The 23,638-nt window shown below is 68.1% G+C and carries 22 protein-coding genes and 2 pseudogenes; 5 read left to right on the top strand and 19 right to left on the bottom strand.

Going from position 1 to position 23,638, the window contains the following annotated elements; genetic code table 11:
* Positions 1-5: 5 nt before the first annotated feature.
* Entirely contained in the window at positions 6-434 is a 429-nt protein-coding gene (locus tag JHD77_RS20740) for a hypothetical protein (protein ID WP_003139423.1), read from the bottom strand.
* A gap of 287 nt (positions 435-721) precedes the next feature.
* On the opposite strand from JHD77_RS20740, the gene JHD77_RS20735 reads away from it, so the two are divergent.
* A complete protein-coding gene (locus tag JHD77_RS20735; protein WP_003122741.1) occupies positions 722-1,576 on the top strand; it encodes a helix-turn-helix transcriptional regulator in 855 nt (284 codons plus the stop codon).
* 12 nt (positions 1,577-1,588) lie between these two features.
* Here the strand turns inward: JHD77_RS20735 and arsH are convergent, their stop codons facing one another.
* The 5 genes from arsH to JHD77_RS20710 form a co-directional block, all read right to left on the bottom strand.
* Positions 1,589-2,281, bottom strand: a complete 693-nt coding sequence (gene arsH, locus JHD77_RS20730) for an arsenical resistance protein ArsH (RefSeq protein ID WP_023113060.1) — start codon at positions 2,279-2,281, stop codon at positions 1,589-1,591.
* Positions 2,282-2,292: 11 nt separating this feature from the next.
* Positions 2,293-2,763: an arsenate reductase ArsC gene (locus JHD77_RS20725; RefSeq protein WP_003112098.1), complete on the bottom strand. Its 471-nt coding sequence runs from the start codon at positions 2,761-2,763 to the stop codon at positions 2,293-2,295.
* A gap of 30 nt (positions 2,764-2,793) precedes the next feature.
* Positions 2,794-4,077: an arsenic transporter gene (locus JHD77_RS20720; protein WP_003122742.1), complete on the bottom strand. Its 1,284-nt coding sequence runs from the start codon at positions 4,075-4,077 to the stop codon at positions 2,794-2,796.
* Between the two features lie 13 nt (positions 4,078-4,090).
* The gene (locus tag JHD77_RS20715; protein WP_003124660.1) at positions 4,091-4,441 is read right to left on the bottom strand and encodes a metalloregulator ArsR/SmtB family transcription factor; all 351 of its coding nucleotides are present in this window, start codon (positions 4,439-4,441) and stop codon (positions 4,091-4,093) included.
* 78 nt (positions 4,442-4,519) lie between these two features.
* Positions 4,520-5,410 (bottom strand): AraC family transcriptional regulator, encoded by an 891-nt coding sequence (locus JHD77_RS20710; protein WP_003113750.1) that lies wholly within the window; start codon positions 5,408-5,410, stop codon positions 4,520-4,522.
* 208 nt (positions 5,411-5,618) lie between these two features.
* Here JHD77_RS20710 and JHD77_RS20705 point away from each other — a divergent pair, with 208 nt between their 5' ends.
* Positions 5,619-6,680 (top strand): NAD(P)-dependent alcohol dehydrogenase, encoded by a 1,062-nt coding sequence (locus JHD77_RS20705; protein WP_003113749.1) that lies wholly within the window; start codon positions 5,619-5,621, stop codon positions 6,678-6,680.
* A 24-nt stretch (positions 6,681-6,704) separates the two neighbouring features.
* On the opposite strand, the gene pumA is transcribed toward JHD77_RS20705, so the two are convergent.
* Positions 6,705-7,082, bottom strand: coding sequence for a monooxygenase PumA (gene pumA / locus JHD77_RS20700; RefSeq protein WP_003089304.1), 378 nt, complete (start codon positions 7,080-7,082; stop codon positions 6,705-6,707).
* Between the two features lie 77 nt (positions 7,083-7,159).
* Here pumA and soxR point away from each other — a divergent pair, with 77 nt between their 5' ends.
* Positions 7,160-7,630 carry a redox-sensitive transcriptional activator SoxR gene (soxR, locus tag JHD77_RS20695; protein WP_003089301.1) on the top strand — a complete coding sequence of 157 codons (471 nt, stop codon included), beginning with the start codon at positions 7,160-7,162 and terminating at the stop codon, positions 7,628-7,630.
* A 7-nt stretch (positions 7,631-7,637) separates the two neighbouring features.
* Here the strand turns inward: soxR and JHD77_RS20690 are convergent, their stop codons facing one another.
* From JHD77_RS20690 to JHD77_RS20680, 3 genes and pseudogenes are all read right to left on the bottom strand, one after another.
* Positions 7,638-9,335 (bottom strand): peptidoglycan D,D-transpeptidase FtsI family protein, encoded by a 1,698-nt coding sequence (locus JHD77_RS20690; RefSeq protein WP_003113747.1) that lies wholly within the window; start codon positions 9,333-9,335, stop codon positions 7,638-7,640.
* A 121-nt stretch (positions 9,336-9,456) separates the two neighbouring features.
* Positions 9,457-9,972 (bottom strand): GNAT family N-acetyltransferase, encoded by a 516-nt coding sequence (locus JHD77_RS20685; RefSeq protein ID WP_003089295.1) that lies wholly within the window; start codon positions 9,970-9,972, stop codon positions 9,457-9,459.
* A gap of 7 nt (positions 9,973-9,979) precedes the next feature.
* Positions 9,980-10,574 (bottom strand): annotated as a pseudogene (locus JHD77_RS20680) (TetR/AcrR family transcriptional regulator).
* Between the two features lie 146 nt (positions 10,575-10,720).
* Here JHD77_RS20680 and JHD77_RS20675 point away from each other — a divergent pair.
* Entirely contained in the window at positions 10,721-11,926 is a 1,206-nt protein-coding gene (locus JHD77_RS20675; protein ID WP_003117816.1) for an MFS transporter, read from the top strand.
* Here the strand turns inward: JHD77_RS20675 and JHD77_RS20665 are convergent.
* Positions 11,890-12,934, bottom strand: a pseudogene (locus tag JHD77_RS20665) (antibiotic biosynthesis monooxygenase). The gene JHD77_RS20675 and the pseudogene JHD77_RS20665 sit on opposite strands and share 37 nt — an antisense overlap.
* A gap of 86 nt (positions 12,935-13,020) precedes the next feature.
* Between JHD77_RS20665 and JHD77_RS20660 the strand changes: the two are divergent.
* The gene (locus tag JHD77_RS20660) at positions 13,021-13,917 is read left to right on the top strand and encodes a LysR family transcriptional regulator (RefSeq protein ID WP_003089284.1); all 897 of its coding nucleotides are present in this window, start codon (positions 13,021-13,023) and stop codon (positions 13,915-13,917) included.
* Positions 13,918-13,989: 72 nt separating this feature from the next.
* Here JHD77_RS20660 and JHD77_RS20655 read toward each other — a convergent pair whose 3' ends face one another.
* The 8 genes from JHD77_RS20655 to ptxS form a co-directional block, all read right to left on the bottom strand.
* Positions 13,990-15,309: a cytochrome c gene (locus tag JHD77_RS20655; protein ID WP_003113742.1), complete on the bottom strand. Its 1,320-nt coding sequence runs from the start codon at positions 15,307-15,309 to the stop codon at positions 13,990-13,992.
* An 11-nt stretch (positions 15,310-15,320) separates the two neighbouring features.
* On the bottom strand, positions 15,321-17,096 hold the full coding sequence (locus tag JHD77_RS20650; RefSeq protein WP_031756625.1) for a GMC family oxidoreductase: 1,776 nt from the start codon (positions 17,094-17,096) through the stop codon (positions 15,321-15,323).
* Between the two features lie 2 nt (positions 17,097-17,098).
* Positions 17,099-17,815 (bottom strand): gluconate 2-dehydrogenase subunit 3 family protein, encoded by a 717-nt coding sequence (locus tag JHD77_RS20645; protein ID WP_003122746.1) that lies wholly within the window; start codon positions 17,813-17,815, stop codon positions 17,099-17,101.
* 167 nt (positions 17,816-17,982) lie between these two features.
* On the bottom strand, positions 17,983-18,969 hold the full coding sequence (locus JHD77_RS20640; protein ID WP_003122747.1) for a 2-hydroxyacid dehydrogenase: 987 nt from the start codon (positions 18,967-18,969) through the stop codon (positions 17,983-17,985).
* Between the two features lie 18 nt (positions 18,970-18,987).
* On the bottom strand, positions 18,988-20,295 hold the full coding sequence (locus tag JHD77_RS20635; RefSeq protein ID WP_003113740.1) for an MFS transporter: 1,308 nt from the start codon (positions 20,293-20,295) through the stop codon (positions 18,988-18,990).
* 62 nt (positions 20,296-20,357) lie between these two features.
* Entirely contained in the window at positions 20,358-21,308 is a 951-nt protein-coding gene (locus JHD77_RS20630; RefSeq protein WP_003089272.1) for a sugar kinase, read from the bottom strand.
* Entirely contained in the window at positions 21,301-22,083 is a 783-nt protein-coding gene (locus tag JHD77_RS20625) for a sugar phosphate isomerase/epimerase family protein (protein WP_031631064.1), read from the bottom strand. The genes JHD77_RS20630 and JHD77_RS20625 overlap by 8 nt, the downstream gene beginning before the upstream one ends.
* A 71-nt stretch (positions 22,084-22,154) precedes the next feature.
* Positions 22,155-23,177 carry a transcriptional regulator PtxS gene (gene ptxS / locus JHD77_RS20620; protein ID WP_003113738.1) on the bottom strand — a complete coding sequence of 341 codons (1,023 nt, stop codon included), beginning with the start codon at positions 23,175-23,177 and terminating at the stop codon, positions 22,155-22,157.
* Positions 23,178-23,638: the final 461 nt, after the last annotated feature.

Below are 23,638 nucleotides of genomic sequence, written 5' to 3'. Positions count from 1 at the left end.
CGCGTTTATTTCTGCTCGAGGTAGTCGGTCAGGAATGCCTGGGGCTCGCCTGCGGACGACAGCGACTCGCTATAGGCGACCTGCCGCGTCTGCTGTTCGCCGGGCAGGTAGAGCTCGCCCCAGCCGTCGCGCACGATCAGGATCACATACTTGCTGCCGTTCAGTTCGGTGGAGTAGCGACTGTCCCTGGCGCTCTTTTCCACCTTTACCTTGTGGATCAGGCGGTCCCAGTCGTGGTCCAGTCCTTCGACCTGCAACAGCGCTTCGCCGGCCGCCGCTTCGCCGATACGCAGGGTCCAGACCTTGAGCCCCTGCTGGCCCTGATAGGCCACCACCTTGTCGGCGACTGGCGGCCGCGCCTGTTCGGCCTGCGCCGTGCAGGATCCCCACGCCAGTGCGCCCATCAGCAGCGCCGCAGTCCACTTTGCTATCATTCTCGCCCCCTTTGGCAACGCGATGTAAAAGGGGCGCATCTATTAATACAGGCTCGGACCATGAACAACCGAGGCGGCCGCCGCTCACAGGAAAAGTGTCGTCGCCCACAGGTTCGGTTCGATCAGCGCACGGAACCATCCTGGAAAGCCGCTGCCTGAACCGGTTCAGATGGTTGCGTCCCACCGATACCTACGCCATGGAAAGCTGGAATCCCTACCACGACACGGAGCTTTATTTCGACGCTCCTTCGCCCCTGTGCCAGTCGCAGATCCTCGACGCGCGCGAAATGCTCGGCAGCGCCACCGGTCACTACCAGGCGCGGACGGTGCGCCCGTCGATGCAGTATTTCGATTGCGACCTGAGCTTCACCGAGCCGCTGCGAACCCACAAGGTGCTGCCGGAAGGCCTGTGCATCGTGCAGATGTTCGACGGCCAGTGGCGGCACAGCGTCGACGGCGGCGAGCCTTATCTCTACAACCTGGGCGGTCCTTCGGTGCTCGGCACCGGCGAGCCGATGGAGGCCTTCGACATCCTGCCGGCGGGCAGCCGCGTGCGCCTGGGCGGGCTGCGGATCGCCGCCAGCTACCTAGAGGAAGAACTGGAAACCGGCGATGGCGCCCTGCGGCCGCTGGCGCGGCTGAAGGGCGACGGCGCGAGCTTTACCCAGTTGTCCCGTTGCGGCGCCATCACCGCCCTGTTCGAGCGCCTCTACCAGAATCCATACCGCGGCGCCCTCGGACGCCTGCACGAAGAGAGCCTGACCCTGGGCCTGCTGGTGGAGCTGGCCGCCTACCTGGGCGGCGCGGACCTTCGTCGCGCGCGCACCCCACGCGCCCAGCGCGACCTGGCCCATGAAGCGCGCCGCCTGCTGGAGGCGAACCTCGGTGAGCCGCCGGCCAGCCTCGAACTGGCGCGCCAACTGGGGGTCGGCGAAACCACCCTGCGGCGGATTTTCAAGAACGAGTTCGGTCGCTCGATGTTGCAGTACGTCCGCGACCGGCGTCTCGAGATCGGCCGGCAGATGGTCCGCGAGGGTCGCTGGCAGATCGCGCAGATAGCCTATCGCCTGGGTTACTCCAGTCCGGAAAACTTCACCCATGCCTACCGCGCGCGCTTCGGCCATCCGCCGGGGCGCGAGTGAGGCGGACGCGGTTCAGAGCGAACGCTGGTCGACCCGCGCGGAAAGCTGCTCGGCGCTTTCCTTGCGCTCCGAATAGCGGTCCACCAGGAAGTCCGTGCGCTCGCGCAGGAGCAGGGTGAACTTGAACAACTCCTCCATCACGTCGACCACCCGGTCGTAGTAGGGCGATGGCTTCATCCGGCCCGCTTCGTCGAACTCCAGGTAGGCCTTGGGAACCGAGGACTGGTTGGGAATGGTGAACATGCGCATCCAGCGACCCAGCACGCGCAACTGGTTGACCACGTTGAACGACTGCGAGCCGCCGCAGACCTGCATCACCGCCAGGGTCTTGCCCTGGGTCGGGCGCACCGCCCCGAGTGTCAGGGGAATCCAGTCGATCTGCGCCTTGAATACCGCGGACAGCGCACCGTGGCGCTCGGGCGAGCACCAGACCTGGCCTTCCGACCACTGCACCAGGTCGCGCAACTCGCGGACCTTGGGATGCTCCACCGGTGCATCGTCGGGCAATGGCAGCCCGGAAGGGTCGAAAATCCGCGTTTCGGCACCGAAGCGTTCGAGCAGGCGTGCGGCCTCCAGCACCAGCAGGCGGCTGAAGGAGCGCTCGCGGGTCGAGCCGTAGAGCAGGAGGATGCGCGGCCTGTGCCCGGAGACGGGGGGCGGGTCGCCGAGCAGCGCGGGATCGAGGTTGGGTAGTTGTTCGGACATGCTTCCTCCGGTCAGAGCGAGCCGATGCGCTCCAGCTCACGCTTGAGCTGGTCGCGATCCAGGGTAGCGAAGGGCAGGCCGAGGAAGGCTCGGCAACGCTGTTCGATGCGTGCCAGGGTGGCGTGGAACGCCGCATCCCGCAGGGCTTCGTCGCCATCCAGGGCGGAGGGATCGGCCAGGCCCCAATGGGCCTTCAGCGCTGCGCCGAGATACAGCGGGCAGGCTTCCCCCGCGGCGGCGTCGCAAACGGTGATGACGATGTCCGGCGGTGCGCCTTCGAAGGCTTCGCTGCCCTTGCTGTACAGGCCGTGGGTGGCGATGCCGGCCTGTTCGAGGGTCGCCAGGCTGCGCGGATGCACCCGCCCGCTGGGCTGGCTGCCGGCGCTGCATGCCTCGAAACCCGGCGGGGCCAGGTGGTTGAACATGGCTTCGGAAAGAATGCTGCGGCAACTGTTGGCCGTGCACATGAACAGGACTCGCATGGGATGCTCCTGCCGCCGTCCCGGCGGCCGTCAGATGGCCAGGCGCAGGGCCAGGGCCGAAAGGGTCGCCAGCAGGACCGGCAGGGTCAGCAGGGCGCCGACCCTGAAGTAGTAGCCCCAGGTGATGCGCATGCCTTTGCGCGCCAGCACGTGCAGCCAGAGCAGCGTCGCCAGGCTGCCGATAGGGGTGATCTTCGGACCCAGGTCGCAGCCGATGACGTTGGCGTAGATCATCGCTTCGCGCACCGCGCCGGCGGTGTCGCTGGCCTGGATCGACAGGGCGCCGAGCAGCACGCTGGGCATGTTGTTCATTACCGACGAGAGGGCGGCGGAAAGCAGTCCGGTACCCAGCGCGGCCGCCCATACGCCGTGCTCGGCCAGGCGGTTCAGGAGCTGCGCCAGGAGGTCGGTGAGACCGGCGTTCTTCAGGCCGTAGACCACCAGGTACATGCCCAGCGAGAAGACCACGATCTGCCAGGGCGCTTCGCGCAGCACCCGCCGGGTCGAGATCACCCGCCCGCGCCCGGCCACCGCTAGCAGCAGTGCCGCACAGGCCGCGGCCACCGCGCTGACGGGGACGCCCAGCGGCTCCAGGGCGAACAGCCCGGCGAGCAGGACCAGCAGCATCCAGCCACCGACGACGAAGGTCGCGCGGTCGCGGATCGCCGCCCGCGGCGGCTTCAATTGCTCCAGCGCATAGACCGGCGGCAGGTCGCGGCGGAAATAGAGGAACAGCACCAGCAGGGAGGTCGCGACGCTCACCAGGTTTACCGGCAGCATGACCGCGGCGTACTCGCCGAAGCCGAGCCCGAAGTAGTCGGCCGAGACGATGTTCACCAGGTTCGAGACCACCAGCGGCAGGCTGGCGCTGTCGGCGATGAAGCCCGCCGCCATGACGAAGGCCAGGGTCGCCGCCGGGCTGAAGCGCAGGGCCAGCAGCATCGACATCACGATGGGCGTGAGGATCAGCGCCGCGCCGTCGTTGGCGAACAGCGCCGAGACCGCCGCGCCGAGCAGCACGCAGAAGGCGAACAGGCGCCGGCCGTCGCCGCCAGCCCAGCGCGCGACGTGCAGCGCGGCCCATTCGAAGAAGCCGGCCTCGTCCAGCAGCAGGCTGATGACGATCACCGCGATGAAGGTGGCGGTGGCATTCCAGACGATGTTCCAGACGGTCGGGATGTCGCCCGGCGCGACGCTGCCCAGCGCCAGGGCGAGCAGGGCGCCGATGCTGGCGCTCCAGCCGATGCCGAGGCCCCTGGGCTGCCAGATGACCAGGACCAGGGTGAACAGGAAGATGGCGAAGGCGATCAGCATGGGGCGGCTCGCGCTATTGGCAGCAGGCGGAGGCGCGCTGCGGGCGGCCGTCCATGTCGCGCAGGCGCGCTGCGTCGGCTTGCAGCCAGTCGCCGTTGGCCCGCAGGGTCACTTGCAGGACTTCGTGGATCCAGGCCGGCAGCGTAGGGTTCAGGCGGTAATACACCCACTGGCCCTGGCGACGGTCGAGGAGCAGCCCGGCACTGCGCAACTGGGCCAGGTGGCGGCTGATCTTCGGCTGGCTGTCGGCGAGGGCGCACATCAGTTCGCAGACGCACAGTTCGCCCTGGTCGACGATCAGCAGGGTGGCGCGAACGCGCGTCTCGTCGGCCAGGCACTTGAACACTTCGGCGGGGCTGGGCATCGCTGGGCCTTCCTGGATATATGGAAAGCTGAATATACGGATATCCGTATGTATTGCAAGCGCCCCCGCTCCCGCCGGCTAGCGGCGGGCGGCCTGGACTTCCTCGCTCGGCGTGCGCCCGAAGTAGCGCTTGAACTCGCGGCTGAACTGCGAGGGACTCTCGTAGCCGACCTGGTTGGCGGCGGTACTGGCGTTCAGCCCGTCCTGCACCATCAGGCTCCAGGCCTTGTACAGGCGCACGCTCTTCAGGTACTGGAGGGGCGAGGTGAAGGTCATCGCCTTGAAGTTGTGGTGGAAGGTCGACACGCTCATGTTCGCCTCGCGAGCCAGGGTGTCGATGTCCAGCGCACTGGCGTAGTCGGTGTGGATGCGCCGCAGGGCCCTGGCCATGCGCCCGTAGCCGCTGTGCCGGCCGGCCACCGCACGCAGGGCGTTGCCCTGCTCGCTGCGCAGGGCGCGGAAGATGATCTCGCGGACCAGTTGCGGGCCGAGGATATGGCTGTCCAGCGGGCTCTGCAGGCAGCCCAGCAGGCGCATCACCGCATCGGCCATCCCCGCGTCCAGCGGTACCGAAGCCATCGGCGCGCTGGGTGCCAGCTCATTGTCGTCGTCGCTGCCGGGAGCCTCTTCCATCTGTAGCAGCAGTTCCTTCAAGGTGCCGATATCCACGTCGACGCTCACTCCCAGCAAGGGTTCGGCGGCGGAGGCGTGGGTTTCGCATTCGAACGGCAGGGGCACCGACATCACCAGGTAGCGTTCGGCGTCGTAGCGGTAGGTTTCGCCGCCGAGGAAACCGATCTTCTGGCCCTGGGCGAGGATGCAGATGCGCGGCTCATAGAACACCGGGCTGCGCGGATAGGCCTGTTCGGCGCGCATCAGGCGAACCCCGGGGATGCGGGTGGCGTCGAAACCCGGTTCGTCTTGCAGGGTGGCGATCAGCGACGCCATGTCGGTGGAAGTAGTGCTCATGCCTTGGCTGTTTCTCCAGGAGGGGAGGCAAACGTAGCAACCCCGTGCGCGCCTGGGCAGTGGCGGCACGCAACATCGGCACGAATGGGCAAGGCTTCGACAGGAATGGACATTCTGCGGCGGCGCCCATCCGGCGAACAATTGCCCCCCGAACGGACCGCCGCCAGCAAGCCGTCGCGGCCCGCCATCCTGCGAAGAGGACACACCGATGACCCTACAGATCCGCGGCTACGCCGCCCAGTCCGCCAGCACCCCGCTGACCGCCCATCGCTTCGAACGCCGCGCGCCGCGCGCCGACGACCTGGTGATCGACATCCTCTACTGCGGCGTCTGCCACTCGGACCTCCATCAGGCGCGCAACGAATGGCACAACAGCCTGTACCCGCTGGTGCCGGGCCACGAGATCATCGGCCGGGTCGCCAGCGTCGGCGAGGCGGTGAGCGGTTTCGCGGTCGGCGAACTGGTCGGCGTCGGCTGCATGGTCGACTCCTGCCGGCACTGCGCCGCCTGCTCCGAGGGCCTGGAGCAGTATTGCGCGGAATACCCGACCCTGACCTACAACGGCCGCGACCGCCACGACGGCCTGCCGACCTTCGGCGGCTACTCGGAGCGCATCGTGGTCTCGGCCAGGTTCGTCCTGCGCATTCCCCAGGGGCTCGATCCGAAGGCGGCGGCGCCGCTGCTGTGCGCCGGGATCACGTCCTACTCGCCACTGCGTCACTGGAAGGTCGGTCCCGGCAGCCGGGTGGCGGTGGTCGGCCTGGGCGGCCTCGGTCACATGGGCCTGAAGTTCGCCAGGGCGCTCGGTGCCGAGGTGGCCCTGTTCACCCGCTCGCCGGGCAAGGAAGAGGAAGCGCGGCGGCTCGGCGCCGACCAGGTGATCCTTTCCACCGACCCACAGCGGATGGCCGCCGTCGCCGGACGCTTCGACCTGATCCTGGACACCGTGCCGCACCAGCACGACCTCAATCCCTATCTGGCGACCCTCAAGCGCGACGGCACCCTCGTACTGGTCGGCCTGCTCGAGCCGCTGGAGCCGGCGGTGCACGGTGCGCAACTGGTGATGGGACGCCGCTCGATCGCCGGCTCGGCCATCGGCGGCATCGCCGAGACCCAGGAAATGCTGGATTTCTGCGCGGCCCACGGGATCGCCTGCGACATCGAGATGATCGAGATCCAGCAGATCAACCAGGCCTACGAGCGGATGCTGGCCAGCGACGTGAAGTATCGCTTCGTGATCGACATGGCCTCCCTGCAGAAGTCCTTCTGAGACGGGCCGTCGGCGCCGGCGGGCTCAGCAGCCCTCGGCGTCGACCAGGAAGGTCTCGAAACGCACGCTTTTCGCCCCCAGCCGCCAGACGCCCGCGCTCAGCGGGCCTTGCGCGTCCTCCCGGGCCTGCCAGGCGCGTTCGCAGTCCTCGCGTGAACGCCAGCAGGTGTAGTTCAGCACGTGCTGGCCGTCCTCGCTGGGGTGCAGGCTGGCGGACAGGTAGCCCGGGCAGTTCCTGAAGCAGCGTTCCAGGCGTTGCAGGTGCGCGTTCTGTTCCAGCGCCAGCGACAACTGGCTGGCGGGTTCCACCTCGATATCGATGAGTTGCGCGTAGCACGGCGACCGCTCGCTAGCGGCCGGGCACTGATCGTCGGTGCAGCAGTAGGAGGAGGGGATGAGCATGGCGGGTTACTCCGGGTGACTTGTGTCGAGGGCCGGCCCAGGGTAAAACCTCAAGCAAACTTGAGGTCAAGCCAATCATGAAGAATTCCTGCGCATCTCGTGAACTGAGCGTCGGCGAACTGGCCAGGCGTGCCGGCGTGGCGGTCTCCGCCCTGCATTTCTACGAAACCAAGGGGCTGATCAGCAGCCAGCGCAACGCCGGCAACCAGCGGCGCTTCAGTCGCGAGACGCTACGCCGGGTGGTGGTGATCAAGGTCGCCCAGCGGGTCGGCATTCCCCTCGCGGAGATCGCTCGCGCCCTGCAGACCCTGCCGGCGGGGCGTAGCCCTAGCGCGGCGGACTGGGCGCGCCTGTCGGCGCAGTGGAAGGAGGATCTCACCGAGCGCATCGACAAGCTGCTGCTGTTGCGCGACCAACTGGACGGCTGCATCGGTTGCGGCTGCCTGTCGCTCCAGGCCTGCCCGTTGCGCAACCCCGGCGACCAGCTTTCCGCCGAGGGGCCGGGAGCGCACTGGCTGGACGCCGAGGGCCGCGAGCACGACGGCTAGGCAGCGGTCAGCCGTGGTGCTGGCGGTCGGCGACGGCCGGGCTGTCCTGCAGGTTGTCCGGCGGGATCGCCAGGGCGCGTAGCGATCCGGCCATGATGTCGCTGAAGGTGGGCGCCGAGACCAGGCCGCCGAAGTAGCCGATCCTGGTCGGCGAATCGATCATCACCGCCAGCACCAGTTGCGGGTCGGACGCCGGCGCCATGCCGACGAACAGCGAACGGTAGGACTTGTCCGCGTAGCCCCGGCCCGAGGCCTTGCGCGCGGTGCCGCTCTTGCCCGCCACGTGGTAGCCCGGCACGCGGGCGCGGACCACGCCCTTCGGGTCTTCCACCACGGTTTGCAGCATCGCCCGGATGCGCCGTGCGATCTGCGGGTCCATCGCCTGGCGCACCTGGTTCTGCGGGTTGTCGCGGAGCAGGCTGAGCGGCACCAGCTTGCCGTCGTTGGCGAACACCGAGTAGGCCTGGGCCAGCTCGGCGGTGTTCACCGCCAGGCTGTAGCCGAACGACATGCTGGCGGTGGCGATGTTCGACCATTTCTCGTGGAACGGCAGGTAGCCCGGGTTCTCGCCGGGGAAGCCCAGCGACAGCGGCGCGCCGAAACCGACCCGGCCGAGCTGTTCGAGGATCGGCTTGGGTCCGATCTGCAGGGCGACCTTGCTCATGCCGATGTTCGAGGAGTTGATCAGCACTCCGGTCATGGTCAGTACGTCGCGCCGGGCGACGTCGTGGATGGTGTGCCCGTCGATGGTCATCCAGCCCGGTGCCACGCTGACTTGACTGTTCTCGTCGAACTTGCCGGAGGCCAGCGCCGCCGACATGCTGAACGGCTTGATCACCGAGCCCGGCTCGAAGGTATCGGTGAGGGTGCGGTTGCGCATGAAGGCCGGGGCGAAGCTGGCGCGGTTGTTCGGGTTGTAGGAGGGGAAGTTGGCCATCGCCAGGATCTGCCCGCTCTTCGGGTTCACCAGGACCGCCGAGCCGGAGTGCGCGCCGAACTTGAGCACGGCCTTTTCCAGCGCCTTGTAGGCGATGAACTGTAGTCGCAGGTCGATGCTCAGGGCCACGTCCTGGCTGGCCTTGGGCGTCTTCAGCACCTTGATGCTGTTGACCAGCGAGCCGCGCGGGTTGATCGCCACCTCGCGTACCCCGTCCTTGCCGCTCAGCCAGTCGTTGAAGCCCAGTTCGGTGCCTTCCTGGCCGCGGCCGTCGATGTTGACCAGGCCGATCAACTGCGCGGTCAGCTCGGAACTGGGGTAGAAACGCTTGTATTCCTTGATCTGGTGTACCCCCGTTATGCCCAGGGCCATCACCTCGCTGGCCTCGATCGGCGACAGGCCGCGCTCGAGGTAGAGGAAGCGCTTGTTCGGGTTGGCCTGGAGCTGGGCCAGCAGCGCCGCCGCGGGGCGGTGCAGGGCGCCGGCCAGGCGCGGCACCTCGTCGAGGTGGGCGGCCATTTCCCTGGGGTTGCACCAGATCGACGCGACTTCGGTGGATACCGCCAGCGGCTCGCCGTTGCGGTCGGTGATCATGCCGCGGGTGACCGGGATCGGCAGGTCGCGGATCGAGCGGAGGTCGCCCTGGTCGGCGAGGAATTCGTGGTCGTGGACCTGGAGATAGACCAACCGTCCGGAGACGGCCAGGGAGGCGAGGACGAACAGGGTGACGACAAGGATGAAGCGGTAGTTTCGGCGTTGACTGCTCATGCAAGGGCACACTGGGGAAGAGGGAGAGCGGAAGCCCGTCCGGGGCAGTGCTGAAACATCCTGTTGCAGTTGGCAACTGTACCGTCACCCGCCACCCGCCGGTCAAGCCCTTTGCCGCCGTCTAGAGCACCAGGCGCATCGCGCAGCGGCTGTCGGCGGCGAAGCCGATCTCCTGCTCGTGGCCGAGGATCGCGCGCAAGCGCTCGCCGGCTTCCTGCCAGGTCAGCCGCTGGAAGCCCAGGCGTGCGTAGAACGGCGCGTTCCAGGGCACGTCGCAGAAGGTCGTCAGGGTCAGCGCCCGGCAGTGGCTGGCGTGGGCGTAGGTCACCGCGCGCTCCAGCAGGCGGCGGCCCAGGCCCTGTTGCTGGTGGGCCTGGGCGATGGACAACTCGGCGATGTGCAACTCGTCGGCGCAGCGTTCGGCGGCGAGGAAACCGACCGGCTGGCCATCGGCGTCTTCCGCCAGCCAGTGGCTGCCGCGCTCGATCAGGCGGCGATGGAAGTCCACCCCGGCGACCCCGGCGTCGGCGATCCAGGCCAGCTCGGGCAGCAGGCGGAAGCTTTCCCCGGCTGAGCGCTCGATGGCCGGGAGCAGCGCGGCGTCCTCGTCGCGGCTGGTTCTGATGCGGTAGTCCATTGGCTTTTCACTCCATGAGCAGGCCGTCGAGCAGCACGTCCAGGGCCTGGCAGGCCCTGGCCAGGCTCTCCGGCGGGTGTTCGGCGTTGGCGATACGCAGGGCGGCGTCCACCAGCGCGCCGTTGAGCAGCCAGGCCAGGGCCTCGGCGTCGGTGCGGCGGACCCGCCCGCTGTCCATCAGTTCGCGCAGTTGCCCGGTCATCGAGCTTAGGCAGCGCAGTTGGCTGGCCTCGCTGCTGGGGCTGCCGAGGATGGCCGGGGCATCGCGCAGGACGATGCGCTGGATTTCCGCTTCCAGGGCCATTTCCAGGTAGGCCCGGTTGTAGGCACGGAAGCCGCTCCAGAGGTCCTCGCCGGCAGCCAGGATGGCGCCGAGGCGAAGATTCATCTCGTCGTCGATCTGCTGCACCACCGCGGCCAGCAGGCCTTTCTTGTCGCCGAAGTGGTGATACAGCGCGCCGCGGGTGAGGCCGGCGCTGGCGGGCGGTCAGTTCGTCCATCGAGGCGCCGGCGTAGCCGTTGTCGGCGAACGCTCGGCGCGCGGCGTCGATCAGCTTGGCGCGGGTTTCCTCGATCATCTCGGCGCGAGGCTTGCGGGCCATGCGAGGTCTCCGGGTGGCGAAGGGGCTTCAGGATAATTGACATACGCTGCGTATGTCTCCATGATTTTTGACATACGCAGCGTATGTTAATTTCGTCTTCTCTCGTCGTCGCCGGTTCCGCTGGAGCCGGCCAGCCGAGGCTTTCCATGAGCAACCCCTATCTCGAACTGTTCGCCGCGCCCGGCGCCAAGGGCTTTTCAGCCGCCGGCCTGCTGGCGCGGATGCCCCTGTCGATGACCGGCCTGGGCATCGTCACCATGCTTTCCCAGGTGCATGCCGACTACTGGCTGGCCGGTACCGTGGCGGCCACCTTCGTGTTCTGCAATGCCTTGCTCGCGCCGCAGGTATCGCGCCTGGTGGACCGCTTCGGCCAGGGCCGGGTGCTGCTCCCGGCCGCGCTGGCCAGCGCCCTGGCGATGAGCGCGCTGTTGCTGTGTACGCACTATCGAGCGCCGAATGCCTGGCTCTACCTGTTCGCCTTGCTCGCCGGGGCGATGCCGAGCATGCCGGCCATGGTACGGGCGCGCTGGACCGAGCTGTACCGGGGCTCGCCGAAGCTGCACACGGCGTTTTCCTTCGAATCGGTGATGGACGAGGTGTGCTACATCATCGGGCCGGTGCTGGCGGTGAGCCTCAGCGTCGGCTGGTTCGCCGAGGCGGGGCCGCTGCTGGCGACGCTGTTCCTGGTCGCCGGGGTGAGCCTGTTCAGCCTGCAACGCGGCACCGAACCGCCGCTGCATGCCCATCCGCGGCGCCGCGCCGGCAGCGCGCTGGCCTATCCGGCGGTACGCGTGCTGGCGCTGGTGCTGGCCGCCATCGGGGTGATCTTCGGCGCGGTGGAAGTGGTCAGCGTGGCCTTCGCCGAGGCGCACGGCAACAAGGCTGCGGCAAGCCTGGTGTTGTCGGTCTATGCCGTCGGCTCATGTCTCGCGGGTTTGCTGTTCGGGCTGCTGCGCTGGCGCCTGGCGCTTTCCCGGCAACTGCTCTGCATGGTTACGCTGATGGCCCTGAGCCTGATGCCGCTGCTAGGGGTGGAGAGCATCCTTGCGCTTGCCCTGACCGTGCTGGTGGCCGGCTTCAGCGTGGCGCCGACGATGATCCTGGCCATGGGCCTGGTCGAGCGCGCGGTGGACCCGGCGCGCCTCACCGAAGGCCTGACCTGGGCCATCACCGGGCTGGGCATCGGCATGGCCTTGGGCTCGGCGCTGGCCGGTTGGGTGGTGGAGGGCTACGGCGCCGCCAGCGGTTTCCTCGTCGCGGTCGGCGCCGGCTGGCTGGCCTGGCTGCTGGCCCTGGCCTGCTTCCGGGTGCTGGCTCAGGACGAGGCCGGAGACTGCGCGGTGTCCGGCTGAGCCGGGAAGGCGTATTCGCGTTCGACCCGGGCGATCCGCATGCTGAAACCGGCGTACCAGTCGCGCCGGCCGCGCGCCTGGGCGTCGCGGTGCTCCGCGTGGCGGCTCCAGGCACGGATCGCCGCCTCGCTGTCCCAGTAGGAGACGGTGATGCCGAAACCGTCGGTGCCGCGGACCGACTCCACGCCGAGATAGCCCGGCTGGCGGCTGGCCAGTTCCAGCATGCGCTCGGCCGCTTCGGCGTAGCCGTCGTCGACGGCGCTGCGATGGGAGCTGAAGATCACTGCGTAATAAGGTGTCGGGCCGCGCCGGGGGCGGTCGCGGCGCTGCGTCCGGCACGCCTCGACGAATGCCTTCGGCAGTGGCGGCAGGACGCCGGCCAGGGCTGCCCGCTCGGGTTGGAACAGGGTGGCGACGAAGAACGGATGCTGTTCCAGCTCCACCGCGCGGATCGCTCCGTCGGCGCTCCAGGCGCTGGCCCGCAGTGCGCCGCCGGTAAGTTCCGCGGCGAAGCGCGGGGCGATTGCGTAGCGGCAATGGTAGTCCGCCTCGATCCAGTCGGCGGCATACGCCAGGGCCAGGCGCGAGCCGCGCAGCAGGCGGACTTCCTCGCGGGCTTCGAGCAGAGCGCAGGGCAGGGCGGCGATCACCGCCTGGTCGCTGTGCGGATGCTCCTCGCCATGGGTCGCCGCCTGCCAGCCGAGGGCGTTGCGGGCGAACTCGAGGATCGTGTGCTGGAAGCCGGCGCAGGTACCGAGGAACGGCCGGCGCCGGCCCCGGGCATGGGCGATCAGGCGCAGCACCGCGTCGGCGTCCGGCACGCACCAGAACCCGTCATAGCGGCTCGGCGGGCAGGCGGTCGCTGGCCAGCCAGTCGAATGCGATCTCCAGGCCGAGTGCCTCGCCGGCCAGGCGCAGGGCTAGGGGAATCGCCCGGTGGGTGGTGATGTGCGGGTCGTGGTCGCCGACCAGGGCAATGCGCAGCGGCGCCGCGGGAGGGGTGGACATCCGTTTTCGCTCCAGTTTCGCCACGCCGGTTGGCGGGCCCTGGCGCTCACTCTATAGTTGCGTTTCCGCACTCGATATCGGCGCCAATGCAAAAGATGAATGCACCGCTGCAATATCGCCTGGACCATGCCGATCTTGCCCTGGTCCTCGCCCTGGTTCGCGGCGGTAGCCTGGCGCGGGCCGCGGAGTTGCTCAGGGTCGATGTGTCGACGGTTTTCCGGGCCATCCGCCGGCTGGAGAAGAACCTCGGCAAGGCGTTGTTCGACAAGAGCCGCAGCGGCTACCTGGCGAACCAGACCGCCCGCCGCCTGGCGCAGCAGGCGGAACTGGCGGAACAGGCGCTGGAGGCGGCGCGCATCGGCCTCGAACTGGAGCGCGAGGTGCTCAGCGGTACCGTGCGCCTGACCTGCTCCGACGCCGTCCTGCATGGCCTGCTGCTGCCGGCGCTGGCGCGCTTCATGCCTGGCTATCCGGCCCTGCAACTGGAGCTGGCGACCTCCAACGACTTTGCCAACCTCAGCCGGCGCGACGCCGACATCGCCCTGCGCATGACCCGCACGCCGCCGGAACACCTGGTCGGGCGCAACCTCGGCGAGGTGCGCTACGTGCTCTGCGCCAGCGAACGCTACCTGGAGGGCCGCGACGCGACGGAGCCCGCCATGCTGCACTGGATCGCCCCGGACGATTTCCTTCCCGACCACCCGAGCGTGGTCTGGCGTCGTCGACACTATCCCGGGGTGCTGCCGGCCTACCGCTGCAACGGCGTGCTGGCGGTCGCCGAGATGGCCCGCGCCGGCCTCGGCCTGGCGGCGATCCCTGCCTACCTGCTACGCGACGGCGACGGCCTGCGGGTACTGGACGCCGACCTCGAGGGCTGCGCCAGCGCCCTGTGGCTGCTGACCCGTCCGGACTGCCGGGCGTTGCGCTCGGTGGTCGCGTTGTTCGACGAGCTGGGGCGGCATGTGCGATTGGGAGATGAGTGAAGGGGTGGCCGTGCCTGGTATGGCAACCCTCTCCCGCGAGCGGGAGAGGGGCTGGAATGGCAGGCCTGGCGCTCAGCCGCGATCCGCCGCGGCCGATCCCGGCGGCGGAATGTCGCCCACCGCCGCCGCGCCGGTGTCCTTGCGCAGGCGCCTGACCTCGTCGACGCTGACGCTTGGCGCCTGGTTGCCCCAGCTGGTGCGGATGAAGTTGACCACGTCGGCGATCTCCTGGTCGTTCATCCGCCAGCCGAACGGCGGCATGGTGAAGCTCGACGGTGCCTGGTGGGTGGCCGGCAGGGTGCCGCCCTTGAGCACGATGTGCACCAGGGAGGTCGGGTCGCTGCCGGTCACTACCGGGTTGCCGGCTAGGGCCGGGAAGACCCGCGCATAGCCCTTGCCGTCGGTGCGGTGGCAGGCCCCGCAGTTGTCGACGTAGAGCGCCGCGCCGGTCTTGCTGTCGTCGCCGTGGAACAGTGCCTGGGCTACGCTCTCATCGTAGACGTGCGGCTGGTCGGCGGGGTCCGCCGGCGGCAGCGACTTGAGGTAGCGGGCGATGGCGGTGAGGTCGGCGTCGGTCATGTACTGCATGCTGTGCACCACCACGTCGGACATGCCGCCGAACACCGCGCTGCGCTCGCTGCGGCCGGTACGCAGGAAGCTGACCAGGTCGGCTTCGCTCCAGCTGCCCAGTCCGGTCCGGTGGTCGCCGCGCAGGCTCTTGGCGATCCAGTTCTCCAGCGGCGCGCTGCCGGACAGGTAGGCCGCGCCATCGCTCGCCGCCAGGGCCTTCTCCTGCATGCCCAGCCCACGCGGGGTATGGCAGGCGCCACAGTGGCCAAGGCCTTCGACCAGGTAGGCGCCGCGCGCCAGCACCGGGTCCTGCCCGGCGGCGGCCTGGAAGTCCTTCACCTCGGGAGCGAAGGTCCAGCGCCAGAATGCCAGCGGCCAGCGCATCGACAGCGGCCAAGGGATGTCGCTGGCCTTGTTGGGCTGCTCCACCGGCTCCACGCCATGCATGAAGTAGGCGTAGAGGGCGCGCATGTCCGCTTCGCTGACTCGCGCGTAGGACGGGTAGGGCATCGCCGGGTAGAGCGTGTCGCCGGACCTGGCCACGCCGTGGCGCACGGCACGGTCGAAGTCCTCGAAGCTGTAGTCGCCGATGCCGGTCTTGCGGTCCGGGGTGATGTTGGTCGAGTACACCGCGCCGATCGGCGTTTCCATCGGCAGGCCCCCGGCGAACGGCTTGCCGTCCCTGGCGGTGTGGCAGGCCACGCAATCGCCGGCGCGGGCCAGGTATTCACCCTGCCTGACCAGGGCCGGGTCCGGCGCTGCGGCGGCCTGGGCGATGCCGCAGGCGAGGGCGGAGAGGGCGAGGAAGGCTGTCGGTTTCATCGTTGCGCTCCTCATGCCTGCACCAGCGGACCGGGGTTCTTCAGGTATTGCTCGCGGATCGCCTTGGCCGACCAGTAGGCCAGCGCCGCCACCAGCCCAGTGGGGTTGTAGCCGGTGCCCTGGGGGAAGGCCGAGGCGCCCATGACGAAGACGTTGTGCACGTCCCAGCTCTGCAGGTAGCGGTTGAGCACGCTGGTCTTCGGATCGCTGCCCATGATCGCCCCGCCGAGCAGGTGGGTGGTCTGGTAGACCCGTGTATTGAAGTGGTCGCCGAAGTTCTTGACGTTCACCGAGATGGCCTTCGGGTTCATCGCTTCGGCGATCTTGCGCATGTGCTCGGTGACGTAGCGGCTCATGCGGATCTCGTTGTCCTTCCAGTCGAAGGTCATGCGCAGCAGTGGCTGGCCGTAGGCGTCCTTGTAGGTCGGGTCGAGGTCGAGGTAGTTGTCGCGGTAGGTCATGTTGCTGCCGTGGGCGTCCATCGACACGGTGTGCGTGTAGGCGTCCTTGACCGCCTGTTTCCAGCCGCTACCCCAGCTCGGCGTGCCGGGCGGCACGGCGAGGCCGCCGATCGGCTTGGAGCCGGCCTGGTTGACCCACATCGGCGAGCCGCCGACGAAGCCCAGCGGTCCGTGGTCGAAGTTGTCGGCGTTGAAGTCGTCCACCGCCACGCCGCCACCGCCGGTGCCTACGAAGGGGTTGGTATGCACGTCCTTGTCGAAGAACGCCTTGATGGTGGCCATGTTCTGGTAGGCGAAGTTCTTTCCCACCACGCCCTCGCCGGTGCGCGGGTCGTAGGGCTTGCCGATGCCGGAGAGCAGCAGCAGGCGCACGTTGTGGAACTGGAAGGCGCTGATGATCACCAGCTTCGCCGGCTGCACGATCTCGCGCCCCTGGGCGTCGACGTAGGTCACGCCGGTGGCCTGCCTGCCGTCGCTGTCGAGGTTGACCTTGAGCACGTTGCAGTTGGCGCGCAGTTCGAACAGCGGGGTCTGGCGCAGCGCCGGCAGGATGTTCAGGTTCGGCGAGGCCTTGGAATACATGTAGCAGGCGTAGCCGCTGCAGAAGCCGCAGAAGTTGCACGGCCCCATCTGCACCCCGTAGGGGTTGGTCCAGGGCCCCGAAGCGTTGGCCGCCGGCAGGTCGTAGGGGTGCAGGCCGAGTTCCTCGGCGGCCTTGCGGAACAGTTGCGCGGAGTACACCTGGCGCAGCGCCGGCAGCGGGAAGTCGTCCGAGCGGTCGGCGGCGAACGGATTGCCCTTGCCGACCACCTGGCCCTTGACCGTATGCGCGGTGCCGGAGGTGCCGAAGACCTTCTCGGCGAAATCGAAGTGCGGCTCCAGCTCTTCGTAGCTGACCCCGTAGTCCTGGATGGTCATGCCTTCGGGGATGAATTTCTTGCCGTAGCGTTCCTCGTAATGGCTGCGCAGGCGCAGTTCCTCGGGCATGATCCGGAAATGCACGCCGGACCAGTGCAGGCCGGCGCCACCGACGCCGTCGCCGGGAAGGAAGGCGGAGAGCTGACGGTAGGGCAGCGCGGTGTCGTTGATCCCGTGGCGGATGCTCACGGTGCTCTTGGAGAGATTCTGGAACAGCTTGCCGCGTGTGTTGTAGGTCAGCTCGTCGAGGGTGTTCGGGTAGGCGCCGTCGGGATAGGTATCGCGGTTCTCGCCGCGCTCCAGCGCCACCACGTTGAGCCCGGCCTCGGTCAGCTCCTTGGCCAGGATCGCTCCGGTCCAGCCGAAGCCGACCACCACCGCGTCCACCGGTTTGAGTGTCGTCGCCATGTTCAACCCCTCTCGCCGGAAATCGCCACCGGCGGGAAGGGATACTTCTCGCCGCGGTCGGCCCAGTCCATGAAGTCGGCGCGGGCGCCGGGGAAACCGACCAGCTTCCAGCCCACCAGGCCGCGATTGCCGCCGTGCTGCGGATCGGAGAAGAAGCCTTCGTGGGTGTTTTGCAGCAACTGGCCGAAGAGCAGCTTGGCCGGCAGGTCCTGCAGGTCGATCTGGCCGGCTTCCAGGCGTTGCAGGATGTCGTCCTGCGCCGACGGCTCCAGCTCGGCGAACGGCTTGCCCTGGTTGGCCTTGCTCCAGCGTTCCAGGGCGGCGATGCCGACCCGGTAGATGTCGCGTGGCACCAGCTTCAACTGATGGCCGAACTCCGGCGCGGCGTCGGTGACGAACGGCCCCTGCATGTACCAGAGTGCGCCGTGCCCGTAGGGGGTTTCCATCTGTCGGTCGATGAACTCCGGCACCCCGGCCTCGATGGCGCCGGGGCCGTTGTCGTCGCTGGGGATCAGTCGCGCCACCGCGGTGTTGACGAAAGCCCATTCGGTGTTGGTGAAGAAGCGAGGCTGGTAGCGTTCGCGGGGTTTGTCCTGCTCGGCGGCGGGCGTCTGCATGGCATGGCCGACGCCATAGCCGGCCAGGGTCACCGCCGGGATCACGGTCAGGGTCTTGCGCAGGAAGTCGCGGCGGCCGTTGACGGCCTTGTCATCGGGCATGGTGGGGTCCTCTCTGGATCATCACGGTTTCGTCTTTCTGATAATGATTAGCAGGCTAATTATAAGTTCATGTGTCACGTTGAAAAAACGTTTCAGCAAGGATTCAGGCAGGCCAATACCGGCAAGTGAAGCAGAACGGCGCGCCGGGCGTCGGCCCGGCGCGGCCTTCAGGCGCCTCGCCGTCGCGCCCAGGCCGAAGGATTGACCAGGTTCAGCGGCCGCTCGCCGGCGAGGGCGGCCAGCAGGTTGTCTACCGCGCAGCGGGCCATGGCTTCGCGGGTTTCCTCGGTGGCCGAGCCGATGTGCGGAGTGGCCACCACGTTCGGCAGGCGCAGCAGCGGCGAGTCGGGAGACAGCGGCTCGCGCTCGAACACGTCGAGGCCGGCGGCGCGGATCCGCCGCTGGGCCAGGGCCTCGATCAGGGCCGCCTCGTCGACCACCCGGCCACGGGAGATGTTGATGAAGATCGCCTGCGGGCGCATCCGGGCGAACTGCTCGGCACCGATCAGGCCTTCGGTGGCGGCGGTCAGCGGCAGGGTCAGGCAGACGAAGTCGGATTCCTCGAGCAGCGCGTCGAGGGGGCGGTAGCTCGCTGCGTAGCGTTCTTCGACGTGGGGCTTCGGGCTATGGCTGTGGTACAGCACGCGCATGCCGAAGCCGTGGTGCCCGCGCCGGGCCAGGGCCTCGCCGATGCGGCCCATGCCGACGATACCGAGGGTCTTGCCATGCACGTCGGTACCGAACTGGGCGGCGCCGACGCTCTTCTTCCATTCCCCGGCGCGCACCCAGCCGGCCAGTTCCACTACCCGCCGGGCTGTCGCCAGGATCAGCGCGAAGCCGGTGTCGGCGGTGGTCTCGGTGAGCACGTCGGGGGTATTGCTGAGGAGGATGCCGCGGCGGTCGAGGTAGTCGATGTCATAGTTGTCGACGCCCACCGAGACGCTGGCGATGGCTTCCAGTCGCGGTGCCAGGTCGAGCAGTCCGGCGTCCAGGCGCAGGCTGGCGCCGAGCAGGCCGTGGGCCTCGGGCAGGGCGTCGCGCAGGCGGGCCAGGCCGTCGCGGCCGGGCTCCTCGACCAGGAGCACCTCGACCCGTTCGCGCAGGCGTTCCATCAGGGGCGCGGAGAGACGTTTGTAGAGAACCACTTTCTTCATCGGATGCTCCGGAGTCGGTCAGGGGTGGGCCGGCGCCGCCCGCCGCGAGGCGTGCGCGCGAGCGGCATCGGGCTCGCGCTTGTCGGCGTGCGGGTTGAGGAACACGGTGAGCAGCACCGACAGCAGCAGCGCTCCGCTCATGAACAGATAGGAAGCCCCGGGCCCGCCGGTGATGCCGTTCAGGTAGCCGACCAGCCAGGAGCCGGAGAACGAGCCCAGCGCGCCCATGCTGTTGATCAGCGCCATGGCGCCGCCGGCGACGTTGGCCGGGAGGACTTCCGGGACGATGGCGAAGAACGGTCCGTAGGGCGCGTACATGCAGGCCCCGGCCAGCACCAGCAGGGCGTAGGACAGCCAGAAGTGCTCGCTGCCGAGGGCGTAGGAACCGTAGAAGGCGATGGACGCGATGAGCAGCGGCGGCCAGACGAAACGCTTGCGTTTCTGCAACCGGTCCGAGGCCCAGGACACCCCGAGCATGGCGATCACCGCCGCCAGGTAGGGCAGCGCCGACAGCCAGCCGGCTTCTATGATGTCGATGTTGGCGCCGTGCTTGAGGATCGACGGCAGCCAGAGGACGAAGCCATAGACGCCGATGCTCCAACAGAAGTACTGCAGCGAGAGGACGATGACCTTTGGCGAACGGAACGCCTCGCGGTAGTTCTTCACTGGCTTGATGCCCTGCTGCTCGGCGGCCAGGGCGTCTTCCAGGTCGCGTTTTTCCGAGCCGCTCAGCCAGGCGGCCTGGCGCGGGCGGTCATCCACCAGGCGCCACCAGATGAAGGCCCAGATCACCGCCGGCAGGCCTTCGATGATGAACATCCAGCGCCAGCTGAAATGCTCCACCAGGTAGCCGGAGACCACCGACATCCAGAGGATGGTCACCGGGTTGCCGAGGATCAGGAAGGTGTTCGCCCGCGAGCGCTCGGCGCGGGTGAACCAGTGGCAGAGGTAGACCAGCATCGCTGGCATCACCGCCGCCTCGACCACGCCGAGGAGGAAGCGGATGCCGATCAGCAGATAGACGTTGGCGACCATCCCGGTCAGGGTGGCCAGTCCGCCCCAGAGGATCAGGCTGACGAAGATCAGCTTCTTGACGCTGCGCTTTTCCGCGTAGATCGCCCCCGGCACCTGGAAGAAGAAGTAACCGAGGAAGAACAGCGCGCCCAGCAGCGAGGACAGCCCGGGAGTGATCCGCAGGTCGTCGGCCATCCCGGAGGCGGCGGCGAAGCCGTAGTTGGCGCGGTCCAGGTAGGCCAGGCTGTAGGTGACGAAAACGATCGGCATGATGTACCACCAGCGGCTGCTGGCGAGGCGAGGCATGGTCATGGTCGGGTATCTCCTGAGCTTGTCTTGTTCTTGTCGCAACAGGTGCCGTGTGGGCGGCGGGTTCAGGCGCTCCTGCGGCGCTCGCGGTCGAGCAGTTGGCTGCGTTTCGGCAGCCCCTCCATGTCGCCGCGGACCTGTACCGCGCGGCTGCCGATCCAGTTGCCGCGCGCCACCGCGTCGGGCAGCGGCAGGCCTTCCAGCAGCGCGCTGACCACCCCGACCGCGAAGCCGTCGCCGGCGCCCACGGTGTCCACCACGGTCGCCACCGGCACGCCGGGGACCAGCCCTTCGCCGTGGGCATCGCGATAGTAGGCGCCGCTCGGGCCGAGCTTGATCGCCACCGCGTCGACGCCCATGTCCAGGTAGAACGCGGCGATATCCGCGGGTTCCTGCCAGCCGCTGAGCAGGCGGCCTTCCTCCAGGCCCGGCAGGACCCAGTGGGCATGCGCGGCGAGGGCGTTGATCTCGGCGATCATGCGGCGCTCGCTGGGCCACAGCGAGGGCCGCAGGTTGGGGTCGAAGGACAGGCTGGCGCCCTTGCCGCGCATGCGCCGCATCAGTTCGTGGGACAGTTCGCAGGCACTCGCCGAGAGTGCCGGCGGAATGCCGGTGGCGTGCAGGTGGCGGGCGCCGAGCATTTCTTCGCGGATATGGGCGAGGCCCAGCCGGCTGGCCGCCGAGCCGCGGCGGAAGTACTCGACCCGCGGGTCGGCACCATCGACCTCGCGGGACTTCATCTGGAACCCGGTGGGCGCTTGCGCGTCGACCTCGACGAAGCGGCAGTCGAGGCCCTCGCGGGTCAGGCTGTCGAGTACGAAGCGGCCGAGCGAGTCGTCGCCGACCCGGCTCAGCCAGGCCACCGCGAAGCCGAGGCGGGCGAGGCCGATGGCGACGTTGCTGTCGGCGCCGGCGATGCGCTTGCCGAACTGCTCGACCCGGTCCAGTTCGCCGGGCTGTTCGGCGACGAACATGGCCATGGTCTCGCCGAAGCAGAGGATCTCGAAGTCAGCCATGCTGGCGTTCCTCCTGGGGCTGGCTGAGGCGGGCGAGGGCGGCGATGTGCCGGCGGCTGAGACTGAGCAGGTCGTCGCCCTGCAGCGGGTATTCGATGGCCCGCGCCACGCCTTCCGGGAAATGCTGCAGCAGGCGCTGCCAGTACTGCAGGTCGGCGGCCGACGGCGGCACCGCGACCAGCTTGCCGTCGCGGTTGCGGATCACCGCCTTGCAGTGCACGTAGCCGACATAGCGGCCAAGGCGCAGGGCGGCTTCGTCGGCCGCCTGCTCCTGCCAGCGCCAGTTGCCGATGTCGAAGGTCATCGCCAGGTTCAGCTGCTGGCGTTCGGCGAGGCGGAAGAAGCGTTCCAGCACCTCGATCCGGCCGCCCTGGGGCGTCTGGTCGTTCTCCACCAGCAGTTGCAAGCCGTGGCGCGCCAGGCGCCGGCCGAGGGCGGCGAGATCGGGCTGTTCCGGCAGAAGGCCGAGCGAGACCTTGAGCCATCCGGCTCCGCAAGCTTCGGCGCGGCGCAGGGTCGGCTCCAGCTCGGGGTTCAACTGGCCGTCTTCGCGCCACAGCTCGAGGGGTGAGGAGAACACGCACTCCAGCCCCTGCAACTGGATGGCGGCGGTCAGCGCCTCGGTATCCGGCGGGCCGGCGAAGAGTTCCTCGCGCAGTTCCACGCGCTGCGCGCCGGCCATCGCCAGCAAGGGCAGGAAGCTGGCCTGGCCGCGACTGCGAACGAGGTCCGCGCCATAGCTGGAAAGACTGATGGAGACGGGGTGAAGGGACATTGGCGATCCTCTGAAACCGGTTTCATTTCAAGCCGTGCGAAAGCCGCCGGCAACGCGCCGGCGGCGGGCCGCTAGCCGCGTGGATGGGTCGAGCCGCGAACGATCAGTTGCGCCGGGAAGGTCACCCGGCGCGCCGGCTCGCGGTCGCCTTCGAGTCGCGCCAGGAGGCGCTCGAAGGCGGTGCGGCCGATTTCGTCGGTGGGTTGGGCGAGGGCGGTGATGCCGCTGCCCACCAGTGGGTACCAGTCGAGTTCGTCCAGGGCCAGTAGGCCGACCTCATCGAACAGCCGGCAGCCGAGGTCGCGCAGTTGGCGGGTGGCGCAGAGGGTGGCGACGCCGTTGCAGGTGAACAGCGCCTTCGGCCCGGGGCCGCTGGCCGAAAGGAAGGCGCGCAGGCCGTCGCGGAAGAAGTCGTCGGTTTGCAGGACCTGGCCCTTGAGCGCCGGTCGCCGGCCGATGGAGGCATTGAAGGCCTGGACCCGCTCGATCCGCGAGCTGGTGCCGTCGAGCGGTTCGGTGACCAGCAGGATGTCGCGGAAGCCGCGGTGCTGCAGGTGGTCGAGGGCCTGTTCGACGGCGTCGGCGTTGTCCAGGCCGACCAGGTCGGTATCCAGCTCGGCCAACTGGCGGTCCACCAGCACCATCGGCAGTTCGCGGTGCAGGGCGCGCAATTCGCCGGGATGGTGGCCGAGGGTGTTCACGATCAGTCCTTCGACGTTGTAGGACTGCAGGGCGGCCAGGTGATGACGCTCCTGCTCGTCGTCGCGGTCGGTATTGCACACCACCAGGCTGTAGCCGTGTTCGCGGCAGGCGGTTTCCACGCCATGCATGACGGCCACGGAGTAGGGGTTGAGGATGTCCGCCACCAGCATTCCGATTAGCCGTGTGCGCCCGCGCTTGAGGCCTCGGGCCATCTGGTTGGGGCGGTAGTCGAGCTGGTCGATGGCGCGCTCGATGCGCCGGGCGGTGGCATCGGCGAGCAACTGGCGGTCGCCGCCGATATAGCGCGACACGCTGGCCTTGGAGACGCCGGCGGCCTCGGCCACCTGGTTGATGGTGACGCGGCCACGGCTGGGCAGTACTGAACCATTCACGGACCTGGTACCTCTTGGTGCTGTTCTTATTGGTGTGTCCGGCTGGTCTTCGCCAGCGGATGCCAGGATTTGAAACCGGTTTCAGAAAATACCAGAAGGCCGATGCCCGTCAACGGGAAAAAAACGCCTACCGGGGCCGAGCCAGGCATGAGGCCAGGACGTTGTTCATGAAAACCGAATAATCGTTTCGAATGATGGTTTGCAATTATTAATGTCGAATGGAATGAATGTGCCATATCTCCATAAATAAAAAGGAAGTTTGTCCAATACTTAAGAAACTACTTTAAGAAGGTTTTGTCGGTAGAAAGCGATCAATCAGGCGAGCTTCGCAGACATGAAAAGCACCCGGCCGACCGTCTGAAGCAGTTCTCATTTATCGGAATACGAAGGTGGCGCGCTGAAACTTATGCGCGCCTGGCGGTCTTTATCGACGACCTGACCGCCCGGTCGCGTCATCACGC

The organism is Pseudomonas sp. P20 (genome assembly GCF_016463925.1).
GTDB lineage: Bacteria > Pseudomonadota > Gammaproteobacteria > Pseudomonadales > Pseudomonadaceae > Pseudomonas > Pseudomonas aeruginosa.
This window is presented reverse-complemented; position numbering and strand designations above follow the sequence as displayed.